This window comes from Rugamonas aquatica, from assembly GCF_009380215.1.
GTDB lineage: Bacteria > Pseudomonadota > Gammaproteobacteria > Burkholderiales > Burkholderiaceae_D > Rugamonas > Rugamonas aquatica_B.
The window spans coordinates 239,403-258,746 of sequence record NZ_WHUG01000001.1; the positions used below are offsets into that span (position 1 = coordinate 239,403).

General features: G+C 67.8%; 15 protein-coding genes. 8 read left to right on the top strand and 7 right to left on the bottom strand.

Features of this window, described 5'->3' with window-relative positions; genetic code table 11:
- The first annotated feature begins 118 nt into the window (after window positions 1-118).
- From moaA to GEV02_RS01115, 3 genes are all read left to right on the top strand, one after another.
- Window positions 119-1,093, top strand: coding sequence for a GTP 3',8-cyclase MoaA (gene moaA / locus GEV02_RS01105; RefSeq protein WP_152836113.1), 975 nt, complete (start codon window positions 119-121; stop codon window positions 1,091-1,093).
- A 92-nt stretch (window positions 1,094-1,185) separates the two neighbouring features.
- Entirely contained in the window at window positions 1,186-3,126 is a 1,941-nt protein-coding gene (locus GEV02_RS01110; protein WP_328595683.1) for a type IV pili methyl-accepting chemotaxis transducer N-terminal domain-containing protein, read from the top strand.
- A 24-nt stretch (window positions 3,127-3,150) separates the two neighbouring features.
- The gene (locus GEV02_RS01115; protein WP_152836114.1) at window positions 3,151-3,816 is read left to right on the top strand and encodes a response regulator; all 666 of its coding nucleotides are present in this window, start codon (window positions 3,151-3,153) and stop codon (window positions 3,814-3,816) included.
- Window positions 3,817-3,830: 14 nt separating this feature from the next.
- Here the strand turns inward: GEV02_RS01115 and GEV02_RS01120 are convergent, their stop codons facing one another.
- Window positions 3,831-4,109 (bottom strand): heavy-metal-associated domain-containing protein, encoded by a 279-nt coding sequence (locus GEV02_RS01120; protein ID WP_152836115.1) that lies wholly within the window; start codon window positions 4,107-4,109, stop codon window positions 3,831-3,833.
- Between the two features lie 186 nt (window positions 4,110-4,295).
- Between GEV02_RS01120 and GEV02_RS01125 the strand changes: the two genes are divergently transcribed.
- On the top strand, window positions 4,296-5,501 hold the full coding sequence (locus GEV02_RS01125; RefSeq protein WP_152836116.1) for an NnrS family protein: 1,206 nt from the start codon (window positions 4,296-4,298) through the stop codon (window positions 5,499-5,501).
- A gap of 19 nt (window positions 5,502-5,520) precedes the next feature.
- Here the strand turns inward: GEV02_RS01125 and GEV02_RS01130 are convergent, their stop codons facing one another.
- Complete coding sequence (locus GEV02_RS01130) at window positions 5,521-6,564, bottom strand: serine hydrolase domain-containing protein (protein WP_235922572.1); 1,044 nt, start codon at window positions 6,562-6,564, stop codon at window positions 5,521-5,523.
- An 8-nt stretch (window positions 6,565-6,572) separates the two neighbouring features.
- Window positions 6,573-7,670: an acyl-CoA dehydrogenase family protein gene (locus GEV02_RS01135; RefSeq protein ID WP_152836118.1), complete on the bottom strand. Its 1,098-nt coding sequence runs from the start codon at window positions 7,668-7,670 to the stop codon at window positions 6,573-6,575.
- Between the two features lie 164 nt (window positions 7,671-7,834).
- Between GEV02_RS01135 and GEV02_RS01140 the strand changes: the two genes are divergently transcribed.
- Window positions 7,835-8,764: a Gfo/Idh/MocA family protein gene (locus GEV02_RS01140; protein ID WP_268878613.1), complete on the top strand. Its 930-nt coding sequence runs from the start codon at window positions 7,835-7,837 to the stop codon at window positions 8,762-8,764.
- Window positions 8,765-8,881: 117 nt separating this feature from the next.
- Window positions 8,882-10,627 (top strand): PHA/PHB synthase family protein, encoded by a 1,746-nt coding sequence (locus GEV02_RS01145; protein WP_328595684.1) that lies wholly within the window; start codon window positions 8,882-8,884, stop codon window positions 10,625-10,627.
- A 9-nt stretch (window positions 10,628-10,636) separates the two neighbouring features.
- Here the strand turns inward: GEV02_RS01145 and GEV02_RS01150 are convergent, their stop codons facing one another.
- The 4 genes from GEV02_RS01150 to GEV02_RS01165 all read right to left on the bottom strand — a co-directional run bounded on the left by GEV02_RS01150 (window position 10,637) and on the right by GEV02_RS01165 (window position 17,313).
- Window positions 10,637-11,479 carry a universal stress protein gene (locus tag GEV02_RS01150; RefSeq protein ID WP_152836119.1) on the bottom strand — a complete coding sequence of 281 codons (843 nt, stop codon included), beginning with the start codon at window positions 11,477-11,479 and terminating at the stop codon, window positions 10,637-10,639.
- A gap of 102 nt (window positions 11,480-11,581) precedes the next feature.
- Window positions 11,582-13,009, bottom strand: a complete 1,428-nt coding sequence (locus tag GEV02_RS01155; protein ID WP_152836120.1) for an efflux transporter outer membrane subunit — start codon at window positions 13,007-13,009, stop codon at window positions 11,582-11,584.
- The gene (locus GEV02_RS01160; protein WP_152836121.1) at window positions 13,006-16,137 is read right to left on the bottom strand and encodes an efflux RND transporter permease subunit; all 3,132 of its coding nucleotides are present in this window, start codon (window positions 16,135-16,137) and stop codon (window positions 13,006-13,008) included. Before GEV02_RS01160 ends, GEV02_RS01155 begins: the two co-directional genes overlap by 4 nt.
- Before the next feature lie 18 nt (window positions 16,138-16,155).
- A complete protein-coding gene (locus tag GEV02_RS01165; protein WP_152836122.1) occupies window positions 16,156-17,313 on the bottom strand; it encodes an efflux RND transporter periplasmic adaptor subunit in 1,158 nt (385 codons plus the stop codon).
- 129 nt (window positions 17,314-17,442) lie between these two features.
- Between GEV02_RS01165 and GEV02_RS01170 the strand changes: the two genes are divergently transcribed.
- On the top strand, window positions 17,443-18,180 hold the full coding sequence (locus tag GEV02_RS01170; protein ID WP_152836123.1) for a response regulator: 738 nt from the start codon (window positions 17,443-17,445) through the stop codon (window positions 18,178-18,180).
- The gene (locus GEV02_RS01175; RefSeq protein WP_174998961.1) at window positions 18,180-19,262 is read left to right on the top strand and encodes an ATP-binding protein; all 1,083 of its coding nucleotides are present in this window, start codon (window positions 18,180-18,182) and stop codon (window positions 19,260-19,262) included. The genes GEV02_RS01170 and GEV02_RS01175 overlap by 1 nt, the downstream gene beginning before the upstream one ends.
- Window positions 19,263-19,344 lie beyond the last annotated feature (82 nt).

Sequence of the window (19,344 nt, forward strand, 5' to 3'; positions counted from 1 at the left end):
CCTGCGCGGCGGTGCGTCTAGTCATTTCGGACTATATCGGCTAAGCCGTCATGCGCAGTGGCAGGACGCTTCCCGGCCGCTACAATGGCCTCACACCATTGATAACAGGAGAGCGACGATGTTAAGCGACCGTTTTGGTCGATCGATCGACTATCTGCGGGTGTCGGTCACGGACCGCTGTGACCTGCGCTGTACCTATTGCATGCCCAAGGATTTCAAGGGCTATGAAGACCCGCCCGACTGGCTCAGCTTTGACGAGATCGAACGGGTGGTCGCGGCCTTCGCCCGGCTCGGCACCTCCCGCGTGCGCCTGACCGGCGGCGAACCGCTGACCCGGCGCAACCTGCCGCAACTGGCTTCCCGGCTGTCCGCGCTGGACGGCGTGCGCGACCTGCCGCTGTCGACCAACGGCACCCGGCTGGCGCGCTACGCCGAGGCGCTGGCCGCCTCCGGCATCTCCCGCGTCAACGTCAGCCTCGACACGCTGGACCGTGTATGCATGGCCGGCATCACCGGGCGTGACTGTCTGCCCGCCGTGCTGGACGGCCTGCAGGCGGCCAAGGCGGCCGGACTGGCGCCGGTCAAGATCAATATGGTGGCCATGCGCGGCGTTAACGACGCCGAGATCGACGCCATGGCCGCGTTCTGCATCGAACAGCAATTCGTGCTGCGCCTGATCGAAGTCATGCCCATGGGCGAGACCGGCCGCAACACGGCCTATCTGAATCTGGCGCCGGTGCAGGCGCGGTTGGCGGAAAAGTTCAAGCTGGTGCCGCAGGCGCTGGAACTGGGCGGCGGGCCGGCGCGCTACTGGGCCACGGCCGACGGCAGCGCCAGCATCGGCTTCATCACGCCGTTGTCGCAGCATTTCTGCACCACCTGCAACCGCGTGCGGCTGGCGGTGGACGGCACGCTGTACCTGTGCCTGGGCCAGGAACAGCAATATCCGCTGCGTCCCTTGCTGCGCGGCGGCGCCAGCGATGCCGAACTGGAGCAGGCGATCCGCGAGGCCATCGAGCTCAAGCCCCAGCAGCATGACTTCGGCCAGGCGCCGGCCAAGATCGTCCGCTTCATGTCGCAGACCGGTGGCTAGCCTGCGCACCGCGCGTGTATACTTGCAAATCGGCTGTTGATTTACGGAGAAACCATGTCCCATACCGCCATCGCCCACCGGCGCATCGCGCCGTGCTGAAGCCGACGCTGTTCGCCGGCTGGCAGAAATTATCGACCCGCATCGTCGGCCTGCTGTTGAGTTTTCTGGCAGTCGCGCTGATGGTGATCGGCGCCACGCTGTTGCTGTCGTGGCAGCTGGAAGGCAGCGCCGCCGCGATCAACGTGGCCGGCAGCTTGCGCATGGACAGCTACCGTCTGGCGATGCTGTCGATGCAGGTGGATAACGGCGGCGGCCGCGCGGCCGCAATCGCGCAGCTGAACGCGCAGCTGGCGCGCATCGACAACACGATGGCCATGCTGCGGCGCGGCGATCCGCAACGCCCGCTGTTCCTACCGCCGACCGCGGCGATCCGTACCGCCTATACCGAGGTCGAGCAGCAGTGGCGCAGCGTGCTGGCGCCGCCGGTGCGCGCGCTGGCGGCGGCCGAAGCCGTGCCGGCCACCCAGCAGCGGCTGATCCGGCAGCGCACCGAGGAATTCGTGCAGCGCGTGGACCAGCTGGTGCAGCGCATCGAGCGCGACAGCGAGAACCGCACTTTCTGGCTGCGCGCTTCGCAATTATCGCTGCTGGCGCTGGCCCTGATGGGCACGGTCAGCATCATCTACCTGTTGTTCGACATGATCGTGGCGCCGGTGACGCGCCTGCAAGCGGGCATGGACCGGATGCGCGAGCAGGATTTCAGCGTGCGCCTGCCGGTGGACAGCAATGACGAATTCGGCATGCTGGCGCGCGGCTTCAACCAGATGGCCGACAAGCTCAAGGACTCGTACCAGAACCTGGAACAGCGGGTCCATCTGAAGACCTCCGAGCTGGAGCAGCAGAACCGCGAACTGGCGCTGCTGTACGACAGCGCGTCCTTCCTGCAGCAGGCGCAGTTGGCGGAGGCGATGTGCGAAGGCTTCCTGCAACGCATCAGCGAGTATTTCAAGGCCGATGGCGGCTCGGTGCGCATCCTCGATCCCAACCGCGACAACCTGCATATGCTGGTGCATTGGGGCTTGTCGGAAAAGCTGGTGGAAACCGAGCGCTGCCTGAAAGTGGGCGAGTGCCTGTGCGGCGAGGCGGTGGTCAGCAAGCTGGCCGTGATCCACGACCTGCGCCGCAAGGACGACCGCAATATGCTGCAATGCCACCGCGAAGGCTTCGCGACGATTTCGATCTTCCACATCTTTGCGCAGCGCCAGCATCTGGGCTTCTTCAATCTGCACTTCCGCGCGACGACGGTGTTTTCCGCCGCGCAGACGGCGCTGCTGGAGACGCTGGGCCAGCTGCTGGGCACGGCGATCGAGAACCAGCGCCTGCAAGGGCGCGACCGCGAGCTGGCCATTTCCGAAGAGCGCAACCTGGTGGCGCAGGGCCTGCACGACAGCATCGCCCAGGGCTTGAATTTCCTGAACCTGCAAGTGCAGATGCTGGAGCAGTCGCTGCAGAGCCAGCGGCTGGACGAGGTCGAGAGCATCGTGCCGGCGCTGCGGGCCGGCGTCGAGGAGAGCTACCAGGATGTGCGCGAGCTGCTGCACAATTTCCGCACCCGGCTGCAGGAGGGCAACCTCGTCACGTCGCTGGAAACGGTGGTCGACAAGTTCCGCCGCCAGAGCGGCATCGCGGTCGATTTCGAGGCCGATTCCGACGGCGCGCCTTTCCCGCGCGAGCACCAGCTGCAATTGCTGTTCATCGTGCAGGAAGCGCTGTCGAACGTGCGCAAGCATGCGTCGGCCAGTCAGGTGTGGGTCAGCCTGGTAGATGAGCAGGACTTTACGCTGAGCGTGCGCGACAACGGCCACGGCTTCGATCCCGCCGCGCTGGAGTCGCTGGGTGAGGCCCATGTCGGTATCAATATCATGCGCGAGCGGGCGCAGCGCATCGACGCGCAGCTGCACCTGAAGTCGGCGCCGGGCGCCGGCACCGAGGTGGTGCTGCGCTTGCCTCGCGCCCAGCGCCGCGCCGCATAAATCTATCAAGAAAGGCTGGAACCGATGGACAATGAAGCAAGCCCTATCAGCGTGCTGCTGGTCGACGACCATACGCTGTTCCGCAGCGGCATACGCTCGCTGTTGCAGCGCCACCCGGAGTTCGCGGTGGTGGGCGAGGCCGCCGACGGCTTCGAAGGCGTCAAGCGCGCGCAGCAGCTCAAGCCGCAGGTGATCCTGCTGGATTTGAACATGCCGGGCATGTCCGGCGTGGAGACGCTGCAGCTGCTGCGCCAGGATTGCCCGGACAGCGCGATCGTGATGCTGACCGTGTCCGAGGATGCGGAAGACCTGAGCGTGGCGTTGAAGGCGGGCGCCAGCGGCTATCTGCTGAAAAATATCGACACCGATTATCTGACGCGGGCGATACGCCGCGCCGCCGCCGGCGAGACCGTGGTGGCCGAGGCGATGACCGCCAAGCTGGTGGCGCAGTTGCAGAGCGGCGCGGCGACGCCGGTGGCGTCCGAGCTGGACAAGCTGACGCCGCGTGAACGGGAAATCCTCGATTGCCTGGCGTGCGGCGAAAGCAATAAGGGCATCGCGCGCACGCTGGACCTGGCCGAAAGCACGGTCAAGATTCATGTACAGAATGTGTTGAAGAAGCTGAAGCTGAGCAGCCGGGTGCAGGCGGCCGTGTATGCGGTCGAACACCGCATGCACGGCGGTAGTTGAGGCGTGGTGGCTGTTTAGCCGCCGCAGCAACCTCCGCAGCAGCCGCCCGCTGTGGCTGCCGGTGGGCTCACTGGCGCGGCCTCGGTGGCGGCGCTGGAGGCGTAGCCGGCCATCGCCAGCTTGCGCATCAGCAGGTGCGGCGAGGTCAACGATTCATCGATGCGCGCGCTGGCGCGGCGGTCGCGCAGGGAGACGCGCACATCGCTGACGCCGTCGATGTCGCCGAGTACGCGGGCGATGATGTCGGCGCAGGCTTCGCCGTCCATGCCGTCAATAATGAGTTCTGTTTGCATAGCATTCCTTTGATATTGGTAACACGCAGACAGCCTAAGCCAAAGCCAGCCGGCGGTCGATAGCGGGGCGGCAAAAGCGGCGGGCAGTTGGATTTTTCTTGATCCAGGTTATGCGAATCGGGCGTCAACTTTCATCCGACGGCTGCTGCGACCACAATGACCGCATACTCTTACAGGATGTAGATCATGAGCTTGCTCCATATTGAAGAACCTGCCGGCAAGGCCGGCGCATGGGATGGCAGCCATCCCCTATGGCGGCTGGGCTTCCGGCCGTTCTACCTGGCTGCGGCGGGCTTCGCCGCGCTGGCGATTCCGCTGTGGATGCTGCGCTACCTGAGCTGGTGGCCGGCCGGCGCCGAAGGCTGGCTGCATGTGGGCTTCGCCTGGCATATGCACGAGATGGTGTTCGGCATGGCGGCGGCGGTGGTGGTCGGGTTTCTGTACACGGCCGCGTTCAACTGGACCGGCAACTGGACGCCGGTGCGCGGCAAGCTGGCGGCGCTGGTGACCTTGTGGCTGCTGGGCCGCCTGGCGATGCTGCTGGCGCCGCCACTGGCCGGCGCGCTGGTGGATTGGCTGTTCCTGCCGGCGGCGGCCTGGCCGCTGTGGCGCGTGATGCAGAAGGCCGGCAACCGCCGCAACTACTTCCTGGTCGGCCTGCTGGCGCTGATGGCTGCGGCCAACGGCGTGTTCCATGCCATTACGCTGGGCTGGCTGGCGGCCAATCCGATCGCGCCGGTGCAGGCGGCGATCCTGGTCATCGTGTTGATGGAAGGCGCGATCGGCACGCGCATCATTCCCATGTTCACCCGCAATGGCGCGCCGGGCACCACGCCCGTCGTGCAGCCCAAGCTGGACAAGCTGTCGCTGGGCTTGCTCGCGGCGTTTGCGCTGGGCTGGGTCGCCGGCGTGCCCGCCTGGCTGATCGGACCGGTCGGCGTGGTGGCCGCCTTGCTGGTGCTGCTGCGCCTGTGGCGCTGGCAAGCGCTGCGGACCGGCCGCGTGCCGCTGCTGTGGATCATGCATCTGTCGTACGCGTGGATCGCCGCCGGTCTGTTGCTGCTGGTGCTGTCGCGCTGGCAGATAGTCACCGCCAGCGCCGGCTTCCACGCGCTGACGGTGGGCTCGATGGCCGGCCTGATCCTGGGCATGATGACGCGCACCACGCTGGGCCACACCGGCCGGCCGCTGCGCGCAGGCCGGGCCGAAACCGCGATGTTCGCGTTGATCCAGCTGAGCGCGTTGACGCGCGTGCTGTCGGCGCTGGGACTGGACGGCGGCGCCAGCACGTTGGTGCTCAGCGCGCTGTGCTGGACGGTGGCATTCGGCCTCTACGTTTACGTCTACGCGCCGTACCTGAGCAGCGCACGCGTCGACGGCAAACCCGGCTGACAGCGGTGGGTAGATACCGCTAAGGGCAGGGCGCTTGCGCCAGCAGCGCGGCCAGCCGCAGGAATTCGGCCGGACTGACCTTGCGTGCCGTCCGCGCCTGCGCGGGGTCGACCACGCGCTGATGGCTGATTACCATGTTTTGCTGCGGGACGACCAGGATGTACTGGCCGTAGTAACCCCACGCCATGTAGGCGCCCGTCAGCGGCGAGCCGGCCGGCACCGATGGTATCCACCACAGCAGGCCGTAATCGAGCTGGCGGCGCGCGGTGGAGGGCGGGTGCATGTCGGCCGCGCGGGTCAGCGGCGTGGTGATGCGCTTAACCCAGTCGGCTGGCAGCAACTGGCGTCCGTTCCAGCTGCCTTGTTGCAGCATCAGCTGGCCCAGGCGCGCCATGTCGCGGGTCGACAGGTGGAAGTGGTAGGCCAGGTGGCGCGAGCGGGCCGGGTCGCCATTGCGATGCTGTTGCGACAGCTGGAAATCTTCCATTTGCAGCGGCTGCGCCAGGTTGCGCTCGAAGCTTTGGTAGATGTCCTGTCCCGTCAACTGTTCGTAGACGCTGCCGGCCGCGTTGAAGTCCCAGTTGTTGTACAGGAAGTAGGCGCCCGGCGTCTGCGAGCCGCGCTGCGGGGCCGCTTCGGCATCGTCGCCGGGATTGGCCGCCGCGTGGTAGACGCCGGAGCGCGCCGCCAGCAGATCTCGTACGGTGGCGGTGCGCTCCAGCGGCAGCAGGCCGCCCACATCGTCGATGCCCAGCGAGGCCAGGCTGCGGTCCAGCGCGATCGTGCCGTCGGCAACGTATGGGCCGTACATCATGGCCAGCACGCTCTTGCGCACCGAGTAGACTTGCTCCGGCCGCTCCACCGGGCCATAGCTGGCCAGCACCTGGCCGTCGCGCACCGCCATCATCGAGGTGCTGGGCAGAGTCTTCAGATAGTCCAGCGCTTGCGACACGCCGGCGCGGCATGCCGGGCTCTGGCCGCTCATGGCTTGCCAGTGGGCGGCCGGCGTCGCGGCGGATGCCTGGGCGCACATCAGCAGCGTGAGCAAGAGCGGCGTTTTCATCGGCCGCATCAAGGCAGCAGCAGCGAGTGCTGGCTGGCGGTGTGGAAATCGCGCCAGACGCGGTTGATGGCGCTGTCCTCGTGCGCCGCATACAAGCCGCAGTAGGGATACAGCTCGTCGACCGCCGCGCGCGCCGCGGCCACCAGCGCCAGTGAACTGGCCTGGATCGCGTGCATGGCATCCGCATCGAGCGGCGTGCCCGCCACCACCTGCGCCCAGCTGCGGTCCAGCACCGCGTAGAAATGCGTGCGGGCGGCGGCCAAGGCGTCTTGCTTTTCGCGCAGCAGCGCGGCCACTTCAGGCACCTCCAGCAACGGCAAGTCCTTCACCGCGTGCCGGCGGCGGCGCATGCAGGGCTCGGCCAGCCGTACGAAGTGGTCCGCCATGCCCGCGATATTGGCCCCCAGCGTGACGAAGGCCAGCGAGTAAAACGGGAAACGGTACAGCGGCCCGTCCGCCGTCGCCGCATCGGGGCGGATGGCGAAGCCGTACTGCTCGCTTACCCAGGCGCCGTCGATGCGGTAGCTGTGTGAGGCGCTGGCGCGCATGCCTATGCTGCCCCACGACGGCACGATCTGAACCTGTTCCGCCGGCACCAGGAAGGCGCGGATGCGTGGTGCGCCGCGCTCGTCCAGCAGCGGCTGGCCGTTGGCGCGCAGCACGGCGTTCAGGGTGAAATGGGTGGCCATCGGGGCGCCGCTGGCGTAGTCCCAGCGGCCGGTGATGCGGAACCCTGCGGCTTCCCCATCGCCTTCCTGCTCGGCATAGCCGGTCGGCGCGCCGCTGCCGCCCAGGCAGACGCGCTTGCCGCCGACGATGTCGCGCGCCAGCGCCGGCGGCAGGAAGCCGGCGAACCAGCCGGCGCCCGCGCACAAGGTCAGTACCCAGCCCATGCTGCCATCGACGGCGGCCACGGCTTCCTCCAGCCGCACCGCTTCCGGCAGCGGCAACTCGGCGCCGCCGCTGGCGCGCGGGGCCAGCATTTTGAGCCAGCCGCGCCGGTGCAACAAGGCTTGCTGGATCGGGTGCAGGAAACGGGCGGTGTCCGCCATGGCGGCGTAGCGTTCGATGCGGCGCGCATCGCGCGCGAGGAGGGGGGATGTCATGCCGGGCTTCGCGTAGTGAGGATGTCCGGTATTTTCGCATTATCGGCCGTCAAGCGGGGACAGCCATTCCATTTCCGTATGTGTGCAGCGAGAAAAATGATTGGTATCGCCGGCGCGGCCGTCGTAGCATGGTGGCGCGCAATCTCCCCTTTTATGAAAGACTGATGATGTCAGCAATCAAACTCGCGATCGTCGGCGTCGGCAAGATCGTCCACGACCAGCACCTGCCGGCCATCGCGGCCAACGCCGATTTCGAACTGGTGGCCTCGGCCAGCCGGCATAACACCGTGCCCGGCCTGCCGGGCTACACCTCGATCGAGGCCATGCTGGCGGCGGTGCCGGGGATCGACGCCGTGTCGCTGTGCATGCCGCCGCAATACCGCTACCAGGCGGCGCAGGTGGCGCTGGCGGCCGGCAAGCACGTGTTCCTGGAAAAACCGCCGGGCGCGACGCTGTCGGAAGTGGCCGATCTGGAGGCGCTGGCCGCCGCCCGGGGCGTGACGCTGTTCACCAGCTGGCATTCGCGCTACGCGCCGGCGGTGCAGCCGGCCAAGGCCTACCTGGCCGCCCACGCGCCGACCGCCATGCAGGTCCGCTGGAAGGAAGATGTGCGCCAGTGGCACCCGAACCAGGAATGGATCTGGCAGGCCGGCGGCCTGGGCGTGTTCGATCCGGGCATCAACGCGCTGTCCATCGTCACCGAAATCCTGCCGTCGCTGATCTTCCTGAAACGCGCCACGCTGGAATTCCCCGACAACCGCGACGCGCCGATCGCCGCCGAACTGCATTTCCAGGACGCCGCCGGCATGCCGGTGCACGCCCAGTTCGACTGGCGCCAGACCGGTCCGCAAAGCTGGGACATCGTGGTGCAGACCGCCGACGGCGAACTCAAGCTGAGCAACGGCGGCGCCCGCCTGTGGGTGCACGGCGTCGAGCAGCCGCTGGAGCAGGAGGCGGAATACCCGTCGCTGTACCGCCGCTTCGCCGAGCTGGTGCGCGCCGGCCGCGCCGACGTCGACGTGGCGCCGCTGCGCCACGTGGCCGACGCCTTCATGCTGGGCCAGCGCAAGGTGGTGGCCGCCTTCCACGACTGACGCCCGCGCGACGGCACCGGCACAGCGAGCGCGGTTGCGAAAATACTTGATCTGGATCAAATACTTACGGGCCGCCCGCCAACCATAATCAAGTCCATCTTCTACCGAGGAGGACTTGTGAAGAATGCACAGTTGAAAGTAGTCCCGGCCGTGCCGACACCGGCCCCGGCCGCGGAGACCGCGCCACCCGCCAACGCCCTCGACCTGTACGTGCAAAGCCGGCTGGCGCGGCTGACCGGCGGCGTGTCGCCGATCGCGATGTCGCTGGCGTTCCAGGACTGGTGGCTGCACCTGTCCGTGTCGCCGGGCACTTGCAGCGAACTGGCGGCGCGGTGGCTGGGCGGGCTGGCCGCACCGGCGCCGGCCGAAACCGGCGGCGACAGCCGTTTCGACAGCTTCGCCTGGCGGCAATGGCCGTTCTCGCAGTACGTGCACGGGTTCAAGCAGGCCGAGCGCTTCTGGACCCAGGCCACCACCGGCGTGCGCGGCGTGGCGCCGCACCATGCCGAGGTGGTGGCGTTCTCCGCCCGCCAGCTGCTCGACATGTGCTCGCCGTCGAATTTCCTGTGGACCAATCCGGAAGTGTTGCGGGCCGCAACCGCCAGCGGCGGGCGCAGCCTGCTCAATGGCGCGCTCAACTGGCGCCGCGACCTGTGCCGCCACCTGGCGCCGCCCGGCATGGCGGTGCCGGAACCGGCCGGCTCCAGCTACGTGCCGGGGCAGGATGTGGCGCTCACGCCGGGCGAAGTCATTTACAGCAACGAGTTGATGGAGCTGATCCAGTACGCGCCGCAAACCGCGCAGGTGTACCGCGAGCCGGTGCTGATCGTGCCGTCGTGGATCATGAAGTACTACATCCTCGACCTGTCGCCGCACAATTCGCTGGTGCGCTACCTGGTGCAGCAGGGCCACACGGTGCTGATGCTGTCCTGGCGCAATCCGGGCCAGCACGACCGCGACATGGGCATGGACGACTATCTGCAACGGGGCGTGTTCGCCGCGCTGGAACAGGCCGACCGGCTGGGCGGCGGCGAGGCGGTGCACGCGGTCGGCTACTGCCTGGGCGGCACGCTGCTGGCGATCGCCGCGGCCGCGCTCGATTCCGGCGAGCATGCGCCGCACGGCAAGCTGGCCTCGGTCTCGCTGCTGGCGGCGCAAACCGATTTCAGCGAGCCGGGCGAACTGGGGCTGTTCATCGACGACAGCGAACTGGCGCTGCTCGACGCGCTGATGTGGGATCAGGGCTATCTGGACGGCGACCAGATGGCGGCCTCGTTCCAGCTGCTGCACGCGCGCGACCTGGTGTGGTCGCGCATGATGCGCGAGTACCTGCTGGGCGAGCGCACGGCGCCGAACGATTTGATGTCGTGGAACGCCGACAGCACGCGGCTGCCGTTCCGCATGCACAGCGAATACCTGCACGGCCTGTTCCTGCACAACGACCTGGCCGAGGGCCGCTACCGGGTGCAGGGCAAGCCGGTCGCGCTGACGGGCATCCGCACGCCGATGTTCGTCGTCGGCACCGAGCGCGACCACGTATCGCCATGGCGTTCGGTGTACAAGATCCATTTGCTGAGCGGGGCGGCCATCGACTTCGTGCTGGCCTCGGGCGGGCACAACGCCGGCATCGTTTCCGAGCCCGGCCATGCGGGCCGCAGCTACCGCAGCCGTCCGGCCGGCGGCACCGGCTACAGCAGCCCGGACGAATGGCTGGCCGGCGCCGACCGCAGCGAGGGTTCGTGGTGGCCGCACTGGCAGCAATGGCTGGTGCGCCATTCGGTGCGGCAGCGCGCGGCGCCGCCGGCCATGGGCCTGGGACGGGTGCTGGGTCCGGCTCCAGGGCACTTCGTCCTGGAGCATTGAGGGCGGTTCTTAGTGCGACATCAGCACCGGCAGCGTCATCGATTCCAGCAGCGTGCGGGTGACGCCGCCCAGCACCATTTCGCGCCAGCGCAGGTGGCCGTAGGCGCCCATCACCAGCAGGTCGGCGCCGAGGTCGGCCGATAGCGACAGCAGCGCCTCGCCGACATTCATGCCTTCCGGCTTAGGCTGCTGCAAGACTTCGACCTTGACGCCGTGGCGCGCCAGGAACAGCGCGATGTCCGCGCCCGGCTCGGCGCCGTGCACGCCGTACTGGCGTTGCGGGTCGAACACCGCCAGCGTCACGCGGGCGCTGCGGCGCAGCAGCGGCAGCGCGTCGGTGACGGCGCGGGTGGCGGCGCGGCTGCCGTCCCAGGCCACCAGCGCGTGGCGGTCGATATGCGGATAGGTGCCGACGTAGGGCACGACCAGCACCGGCCGGCCGCCGTACAGCGCCAGATAGGCCGCCAGGCCCGGTCCCAGCAACAAGCCTTCCTCGCCCGGCTCGCTCTGGCTCAGCACCACCAGGTCGGCGTAGCGCGCCTGCAGCACCAGGCCGTCCTGCGCCGTGTCGTCGCTGATGCGGCGTTCGTGCCGCGCGCCGGCCGCGCGGGCCTGGGCTTCGAAGCGCTCCAGCGCTTGCTGGGCGCTGCGGGTCAGGTCGTCGATCTGGTCCTGCGGCACCATGCCTGCGTACATCATGGCGCTGTTGCGATAGTACTCGGCGTTGACGCCGGTGGCTGCCGCGCCGATCAGATGGGCATCCTGCCCGGCGGCGAGGCGCGCGGCCACGGCGACGCGCTCGGTGACGGTGTCCGAGCTGTCGACGTGGACGAGGATGGATTTGTAAGACATGGCGTTCTCCTGGAGTGGTGAAAAACTCAGGCTAACAAACGCTATCCGCAAAATATATGATGTGGATCAAAATTCCGCGACTACGCCATGTCCTGCGGCGCTTCAGGCGCCGTCCGGTCCGGAGCGCAGACCGCCGCCCAGGGCCTTGTACAGCGCGACCGCGTTGCCGAACTCGCTGCGCCGCAGTTCCAGCAGGTTCTGCTGGGCGGCGTACAGCAGGCGCTGCGCGTCCAGCAGTTCCAGCCGGCTGTCCTGGCCCGCATCGTAGCGCAGGCGGGACAGCGCCAGGCGCCGCTCGGCGCTTTGCACCACGCGCGACTGCGCTTCGATCTGGCGGCCGAAGGTGGCCCGGCCCGCCAGGCCGTCCGCCACTTCGCGGAAGGCGGTCTGCACCGCTTTCTCATATTCGACCACGGCGGCGGACTTGCGCACCTCCGCCAGCCTCAGCTCCGAACGCAGCTTGCCGTGGTTGAACAGCGGCTGCGTGATCTGCGGTGCGAACGACCACACGCGCTGGCCGCTGTCGAACATGCCGGACAGCGAAGGGCTGGCATAGCCCAGGCTGGCCGTCAGCGAAATCTGCGGGAAGAAGGCGGCCTTCGCCGCGCCGATGTCGGCGTTCGCGGCCCGCAGCCCTTGTTCCGCCTGGCGGACATCGGGACGGCGCGTCAGCAGGTCGGACGGCAGCCCGGCCGGCAGTTGCACCAGCACCGGCTGCTTGTCCAGCGCCACGCCCTGCGGCAGACCGGCCGGCGCATGCACGCCGGTCAGCAGGTCGAGCGCGTTGCCGGCCAGCGCCACGGCGCGCAGCCGCGACTCGCGGTCGGCCTGGGCGGTGGCGACCTGGCCTTCCGCCTCGGCGACATAGAGGCCGCTGCGCTGGCGCGCTGACTTCAGTTGCTGCGCCAGCTCCAGCGAACGCTGCCAGTCGGCCAGCGTGCGTTCGGTCAGTTGCAGCTGTTCGTCGGCCAGGCGTTGCGCGAAATAGGCATCGGCCACCGCGCCGACCAGCGCGATCTGCGCGGCGCGGCGGCTTTCGTCGGTGGCCACGTAGCGCGCGAAGGCCGCCTCGGACAGTGCGGCCACGCGGCCGAACAGGTCGAGTTCGAAGGCGCTGATGCTCAGGCCGGCGGACTTCTGGCTGCTCACCGACGCCGGCGTACCATCGCCGGCTGGATTGCGCTGCCGGGTCACACCGGCGTTGGCGGTCAGCGTCGGCAGGCGGGCGCTGTCCTGAATGTCGAACTGCGCGCGCACGGCGTGCACGTTGAGCAGGGCCAGCCGTAGGTCGCGGTTGTTCTTCAACGCCAGGTCGATCAGCGATTGCAGACGCGGGTCGCCGAACATGGTTTTCCAGCCGAGGTCTGCGCCTGTGCCGGCCTCGGCCGGGCTGGCGAGCGCCGTACCGAAACTGGCCGGCACCGGCGGCAGTGGTTTTTCCAGCACCGGCGTCAGCGAGCAGGCGCCCAGCAGCAAGGCCAGGGCCAGCGCGGCCGGCGCCTTGGCTGCGTTACGAGATTTGCTCATCATGCTTGTTTCTCCACGAGGTCGGCCGCCGGCTGGCGCTTGGCGCCGAACCGTTCAACCAGACCTAATACAACGACATAAAATACCGGCACAAAGAAGATCGCCAGGATGGTCGCGCTGACCATGCCGCCGAACACGCCGGTGCCGATCGCGTGCTGCGTCTCCGAGCTGGCGCCGCCGGCCAGCATCAGCGGCAGCACGCCGAGCGCGAAGGCCAGCGAGGTCATCAGGATCGGACGCAGGCGCAGGCGGGCCGCTTCGATGGCCGATTCAACCAGACCCTTGCCTTGCTGGTGCAGCTGGCGCGCGAACTCGATAATCAGGATCGCGTTCTTGGCCGACAGGCCGATCACGGTAATCATGCCGACCTTGAAGAACACGTCGTTCGGCATGCCGCGCATCATCACGGCGGCCACGCAGCCGATCAGGCCCAGCGGCACCACCAGCATCACCGACACCGGGATCGCCCAGCTTTCGTACAGCGCGGCCAGCACCAGGAACACCACCAGCATTGACAAGGCCATCAGCATCGGCGCTTGCGCCGCTGACTGTCTCTCCTGCAGCGATACGCCGGCCCATTCGACCGCATAGCCGGGCGGCAGTTGCTTGGCCAGGTTTTCCATTTCCGCCATGGCCTCGCCGCTGGACGCGCCGGGCGCCGCGCTGCCGCTGATGCGCGCCGTCGGATAACCCTGGTAGCGCACCATTTGCAGCGGCGTGTCGCGCCACTGCGGCGTCACCACTTCGCTCAGGCGCACCATGCCGCCGGCGGCGTTGCGCACATGCAGGCGCAGCACGTCGTCCAGCTGCATGCGGGCGTTGGCGTCGGCCTGGATGATGACTTGCTGCATGCGGCCACGGTTGGGGAAGTCGTTCACGTACTGCGAACCCATGGCCGCCGACAGCGTGTCGCTGATGCTGGTGAAGCTCACGCCCAGCGCTTCCGCTTTCTGGCGGTCGATGTCGAGGCGGATTCTGGTACCGTTGGGCAGGCCTTCCGGGTAAGCGCCCGCGACCAGCTTGCTGTGCGCGGCCAGGCCCAGCAGCTTGTCCTGCGCGGCCTTCAGCGCGGCTTCGCCCTGCGCGGCGCGGTCCACCAGGCGCAGCGAGAAGCCGGAGGAGTTGCCGAGGTCATCGATGGCCGGCGGCATCACGCTCATCACCATGCCTTCGTTGGTCTGCGACATGGCGGCCTGGGCCAGCGCCACTTCTTCCTGCACGGTGGCGCCGTTGCGCTTGTCCCAGTCTTTCAGCATGGTAAAGGCGATGGCCGCGTTCGGGCCGCTGCCGGTGAAGCTCCAGCCCAGGATGGATTGGTTGTTGGCGATGCCGGGGCGCGACGTCAGGTGGTCCTCGTACTGCTTGACGACATCGAGCGTGCGTTCGGTGCTGGCGTCGGACGGCAGCTGGATCGAGGTGATGAAGTAGCCCTGGTCTTCTTCCGGCAGGAAGGAGGCGGGCAGCACGCGGAAGGCAAACACCAGCATGCCGACCAGCACGGCGAACACCAGCATCACGCGGCCGGAGCGCTTGATGACGCGCGCCACGCCGCTTTCGTAGCGCAGGTTCATGCGGTCGAACTGGCGGTTGAACCAGCCGAAGAAGCCGGTCTTCTGATGGTGGCCAGGATCGACCGGCTTGAGCAGCGTGGCGCACAGGGCGGGCGTCAAGGTCAGCGCCAGGAAGGCGGAGAACAGGATGGACACCGCCATCGACAGCGTGAACTGGCGATAGATCGCGCCCACCGAACCGCTGGCCAGCGCCATCGGAATGAACACCGCCGTCAGCACCAGCGTGATGCCGATAACGGCGCCGGTGATCTCGCGCATGGCCTTGGAGGTGGCGGCCTTGGGCGACAAGCCTTCGGTCGCCATCAGGCGCTCGACGTTCTCGACCACGACGATGGCATCGTCGACGATGATGCCGATGGCCAGCACCATGCCGAACATCGTCAGCACGTTGACCGAGAAACCGAGCAGCAGCATGATGGCGAACGTGCCCAGCAGCGCGATCGGCGCGACGATGGCCGGGATCAGCGTGTAGCGTATCTTTTGCAGGAACAGGTACATCACCAGGAACACCAGCACCATCGCTTCGATCAGCGTGTGGATCACTTTCTCGATGGAGATCTTGACGAAGGGCGCGGTATCGAACGGCACCGAGTAGGCGATGCCGGACGGCAGCGTCTTGCTCAGCTCATGCATGCGCGCGCGCACGGCGTCGGCGGTCTTGACCGCGTTGGCGCCGGGCGACAGCTTGACGGCGGCGCCGGTGGCGGCACGGCCGTTCTCGCGGGTGGCGCTGGCATAGTTCTGCGCGCCCAGCTCGACGCGGGCGACATCGCCCATGACGACCTTGGAGCCGTCCAGATTGGCACGCAGCACGATGGCGGCGAATTCCTCCGGCGTCTGCAACTGGCCCTGCACGGTCAGCGGGATCGAGACGCGCTGGCCCGCCAGCGACGGCGTATCGCCGATGCGGCCCGGGGCGATCTGCGCGTTCTGCTGCGCCACCGCCGTGCCCAGGTCGCTCATGGTCAGCTTGTAGGACAGCAGCTTGGCCGGATCGACCCAGATGCGCATGGCTTTCTCGGCGCCGAACAGCTGCACCTGGCCCACGCCGGGGATGCGGCGCAGTTCTTCGACGATGTTGCGCGCCATGTAGTCGCTGAGGTCGATCTCGTCGTACTTGCCGTTGCTGGCGCTGAGGCCGACGATCATCAGGAAGCCGGAGCCGGCCGATTCGACCGACAGGCCGTTCTGGCGCACCGCCTGCGGCAGGCGCGGTTCGACCGACTTCAGGCGGTTCTGCACGTCCACCTGGGCCAGCTCGGGATTGGTGCCCGGCTTGAAGGTGGCGGTGATCTGCGCCGAGCCGGAAGTGTCGGCCGACGATTCGAAGTACAGCAGGTTCTTGACGCTGGACAGGTCGCGCTCGATCAGGCTGATCACCGCGTCGTTCATGGTTTGCGGCGTCGCGCCCGGGTAGCTGGCCGAGATGCTGACGCTGGGCGGCGCCACCGACGGATAGCGTTCCACCGGCAATTGCGGGATCGCGATCAGCCCGAACAGGATGATGAAGATGGCGATCACCCAACCGAAGATCGGGCGGTCGATAAAGAATTGAGGCATGGGGAAATCCTTGCAATATTAACGTTGCGCCGCCGGGGCGGCCACCTTGGCCAGGGTGGCGCTTGCGCTCTTCCATGGCGAGATGTCGAGCTTGGTGTCCGGCTGGATGCGGTCCAGTCCTTCGACCGCCACGCGCTCGCCGCTCTTCAGGCCCTGCGTAATCAGGTAGCTGTGGCCGACCAGGCCGCCCAGCTTGACCTCGCGCAGCGCGGCCTTGCCGGCGGCGTCCAGCACCCAGACGCGGGTCGAGCCGGCGTGCAGCACGGCTTGCTGCGGCACGAGGATGCCGTCGGCGTCGGCCATGCGTCCGATGCGGGCGCGCACGAACATGCCGGGCAGCAGCTGGCGGTCCGGGTTGGGCACCAGGATGCGCAGCACCATGTCGCCGGTGCCGGTATCGACGTTGATGCCGGAGAACAGGATGCGCGCTTCCAGGCCGTAGCTGTTGCCGTTGCCGTCCAGGATGGTGGCCTTGGGCGGATGGGCGGCGTCGCCGCGCAGCGTGCGCAGCATCGACGCCGGCTGGCGCACGTCGACATACACCTGGTCGATCTGCTGCACGCGGGCCATCGGCGTGGCGTCGGTCTGCGCCACCAGCGCGCCTTCGGTCACCAGCTCTTCGCCGATGCGGCCGGAAATCGGCGCCGTCACCGTTGCGTAGCCGACATCGAGGCGGCGTCGCGCCAGCGTGGCCTTGGCCTGGGCCACTTCGGCCTGGGCCTGGTCGCGCTGGGAGACCGCATCGTCATAGCTTTGCTGGCTGACGGCGTCGGCCTGCACCAGCGGGCGGATGCGCTCGGCCTGAAGCTTGGCGCGCACCAGCGCCGCCTCGGCGCGTTGCAGCGCGGCGGCCGCGGTGTCGGCGTCGGCCTGGAACGGCGCGGTGTGGATCTGGAACAGCGGCGCGCCGGCCTTGACCTCGGCGCCTTGCTCGAACAGACGGCGCTGGACGATGCCGCCCACCTGCGGCCGGATCTCCGCCGTGCGGAAGGCCGTCACGCGGCCGGGCAAGTCCTCGGTCAGTTCCACCGGGCCGGCGGACACGGTCATGGCCGTCACTTTGGCCGGCGGCGGCGCTTCCTCGGGAGGCGCCTGATGGCAGGCGGCCAGGGTCAGAAGGGTGAGCCCGGACAGCAATGCCGGCAGGGCCTTGAGTTTGAAGTTGGTGATGTGCATAGCGAGTCGTCCAAAGTGTTTTCCCTCCACGAGGGAATGCAGGGTAGCGACTTTAATGGTGCTACGTGATCTATCCATTGAGGAAATATGGAGATATGATGGAGAACGTTACTTTTTTTCAATGAATCCATGCTCAATCCCCATTCCCCGGTTTCCGCAGGCGCTGCGGGCAGCCCGCTGGTGCTGATCGCCGAGGACGAATCCGAAATCGCCCAAATCCTGCAAGCCTACCTGGCCCGCGACGGCCTGCGCACCGTGCACGCGGCCGATGGCCGCATCGCGCTGGACATGCACCTGTCGCTCAAGCCGGACCTGGTGCTGCTGGACGTGCAGATGCCGCGCGTGGACGGCTGGAAGGTGTTGGCCGAACTGCGCCAGCGCGGCGACACGCCCGTCATCATGCTGACCGCGCACGACCAGGACATCGACAAGCTGATGGGCCTGCGCATCGGCGCCGACGATTACGTGGTCAAGCCCTTCAATCCGGCCGAAGTGGCCGCGAGGGTGGGCGCCGTGTTGCGCCGCGCCGCCGCCCGCAACGCGCCGCCGGCGGCCGGCCTGCTGCGCTGCGGCCCGCTGGAAATCGATCTGGAAACCTATCAGGCCAGCGCCGAAGTGGCCGGCCAGCGCACGCCGTTGAACCTGACGTTGACCGAGTTCCGCCTGCTGACCCACATGGCGCGCGTGCCCAAGCGGGTGTTCACGCGGGCCGAGCTGCTGGTCGCCTGTCTGCCCGAAGGCAATGCATTGGAACGCACGGTGGATAGCCACGTCAGCAAGCTGCGCAAGAAGCTGGAGGATTGCGGCATGAATGGCGTGCTGACCAGCCTGCGCGGCGTCGGCTACCGGCTGGAGGATGCGGAATGATGCGCGGTCCCGGCCTGAACCGGCAGATCACGCTGGCCATGCTGGCCGTGTCGCTGGGCATGACGCTGGTGGTGCTGCTGGGTTCCTACGTGTTCTATGCGCTGGTGATCGAGTACCGGCCGGACCTGCTGTCCGGGCCGAGCGACATGATACCGACCAGCACGGAATGGGTCTGGATGGCGTCGGTGACGATCGTCGCGCTGGTGTTCGCGGTGTGGGCGTCGGCGCGGCTGGCGCGGCGCATCCTGGCGCCGCTGAACTCGGTGGCCGACAGCGTGCGCCGCGTTGCGCATGGCGACCTGGCCGCGCGCGCGGTGGCCGGCGACCGGTCGCTGGGCGAAACCGCCTTGCTGGTCGACGACTTCAACGCGATGGCGGAACGCCTGCAGCGCATGGAGCGGGAAATGGTGACGTGGAACGCCGCCATTGCCCACGAGCTGCGCACGCCGGTGACGATCTTGCGCGGCCGCCTGCAAGGGCTGGCCGAGGGCGTGTTCCAGCCCGATGAAAAACAGTTCCGCGGCTTGCTGCATCAGGTGGAAGGGCTGTCGCGCCTGATCGACGACTTGCGCATGTTGAGCATGTTCGACAGCGGCCACCTGAAGCTGGAGCTGGCCGATTGCGACTTGGCCGGCTGCATCCGCGACGTGGCGCACTTGCTGGCGCCGGAGCTGGAGCGGTCGGGTTACCGGCTGGTGCTGGACCTGGCCGAGGGCCGCATCTGCTGCGACGCCGCGCGCATGCGGCAAATCCTGCTGGCCTTGCTGGACAACGCGGGGCGCTACGCCGACCCGGGCGCCATCAGCATCCGCACCCGGGTGCTCGGTGCGCAGTATCTGTTGCAGGTGGAGGATGCCGGTCCCGGCATCGATGAAGAGCTGGAAGGCAAGCTGTTCCTGGCCTTCCATCGCGGCGAGCATGTGCGTGCCGGCGCGGTCGGTGGCAGCGGGCTGGGGCTGGCGGTGGTGCGCGCCATCGCCGAGGCGCATGGCGGCGTCGCGTCCTACCGGCGCGGCCACCACGGCGGCGCGATGTTCGAGATCGCCTGGCCGATGCCGATACCCGGCCCGGCCATCAGTTAGCCCGTCGTTCCCGCGCAGGCGGGAACCCATAGGTCGCGTGCTCAGAAGCTCAGCATGGATTCCCGCCTGCGCGGGAATGACG

Coding starts and splice junctions, on each gene's coding strand:
- moaA (WP_152836113.1), top strand. CDS start 119: ATGTTAAGCGACCGTTTTGGTCGATCGATCGACTATCTGCGGGTGTCG.
- GEV02_RS01115 (WP_152836114.1), top strand. CDS start 3,151: ATGGACAATGAAGCAAGCCCTATCAGCGTGCTGCTGGTCGACGACCAT.
- GEV02_RS01120 (WP_152836115.1), bottom strand. CDS start 4,109: ATGCAAACAGAACTCATTATTGACGGCATGGACGGCGAAGCCTGCGCC.
- GEV02_RS01125 (WP_152836116.1), top strand. CDS start 4,296: ATGAGCTTGCTCCATATTGAAGAACCTGCCGGCAAGGCCGGCGCATGG.
- GEV02_RS01130 (WP_235922572.1), bottom strand. CDS start 6,564: ATGAAAACGCCGCTCTTGCTCACGCTGCTGATGTGCGCCCAGGCATCC.
- GEV02_RS01135 (WP_152836118.1), bottom strand. CDS start 7,670: ATGACATCCCCCCTCCTCGCGCGCGATGCGCGCCGCATCGAACGCTAC.
- GEV02_RS01140 (WP_268878613.1), top strand. CDS start 7,835: ATGATGTCAGCAATCAAACTCGCGATCGTCGGCGTCGGCAAGATCGTC.
- GEV02_RS01150 (WP_152836119.1), bottom strand. CDS start 11,479: ATGTCTTACAAATCCATCCTCGTCCACGTCGACAGCTCGGACACCGTC.
- GEV02_RS01155 (WP_152836120.1), bottom strand. CDS start 13,009: ATGATGAGCAAATCTCGTAACGCAGCCAAGGCGCCGGCCGCGCTGGCC.
- GEV02_RS01160 (WP_152836121.1), bottom strand. CDS start 16,137: ATGCCTCAATTCTTTATCGACCGCCCGATCTTCGGTTGGGTGATCGCC.
- GEV02_RS01165 (WP_152836122.1), bottom strand. CDS start 17,313: ATGCACATCACCAACTTCAAACTCAAGGCCCTGCCGGCATTGCTGTCC.
- GEV02_RS01170 (WP_152836123.1), top strand. CDS start 17,443: ATGCTCAATCCCCATTCCCCGGTTTCCGCAGGCGCTGCGGGCAGCCCG.
- GEV02_RS01175 (WP_174998961.1), top strand. CDS start 18,180: ATGCGCGGTCCCGGCCTGAACCGGCAGATCACGCTGGCCATGCTGGCC.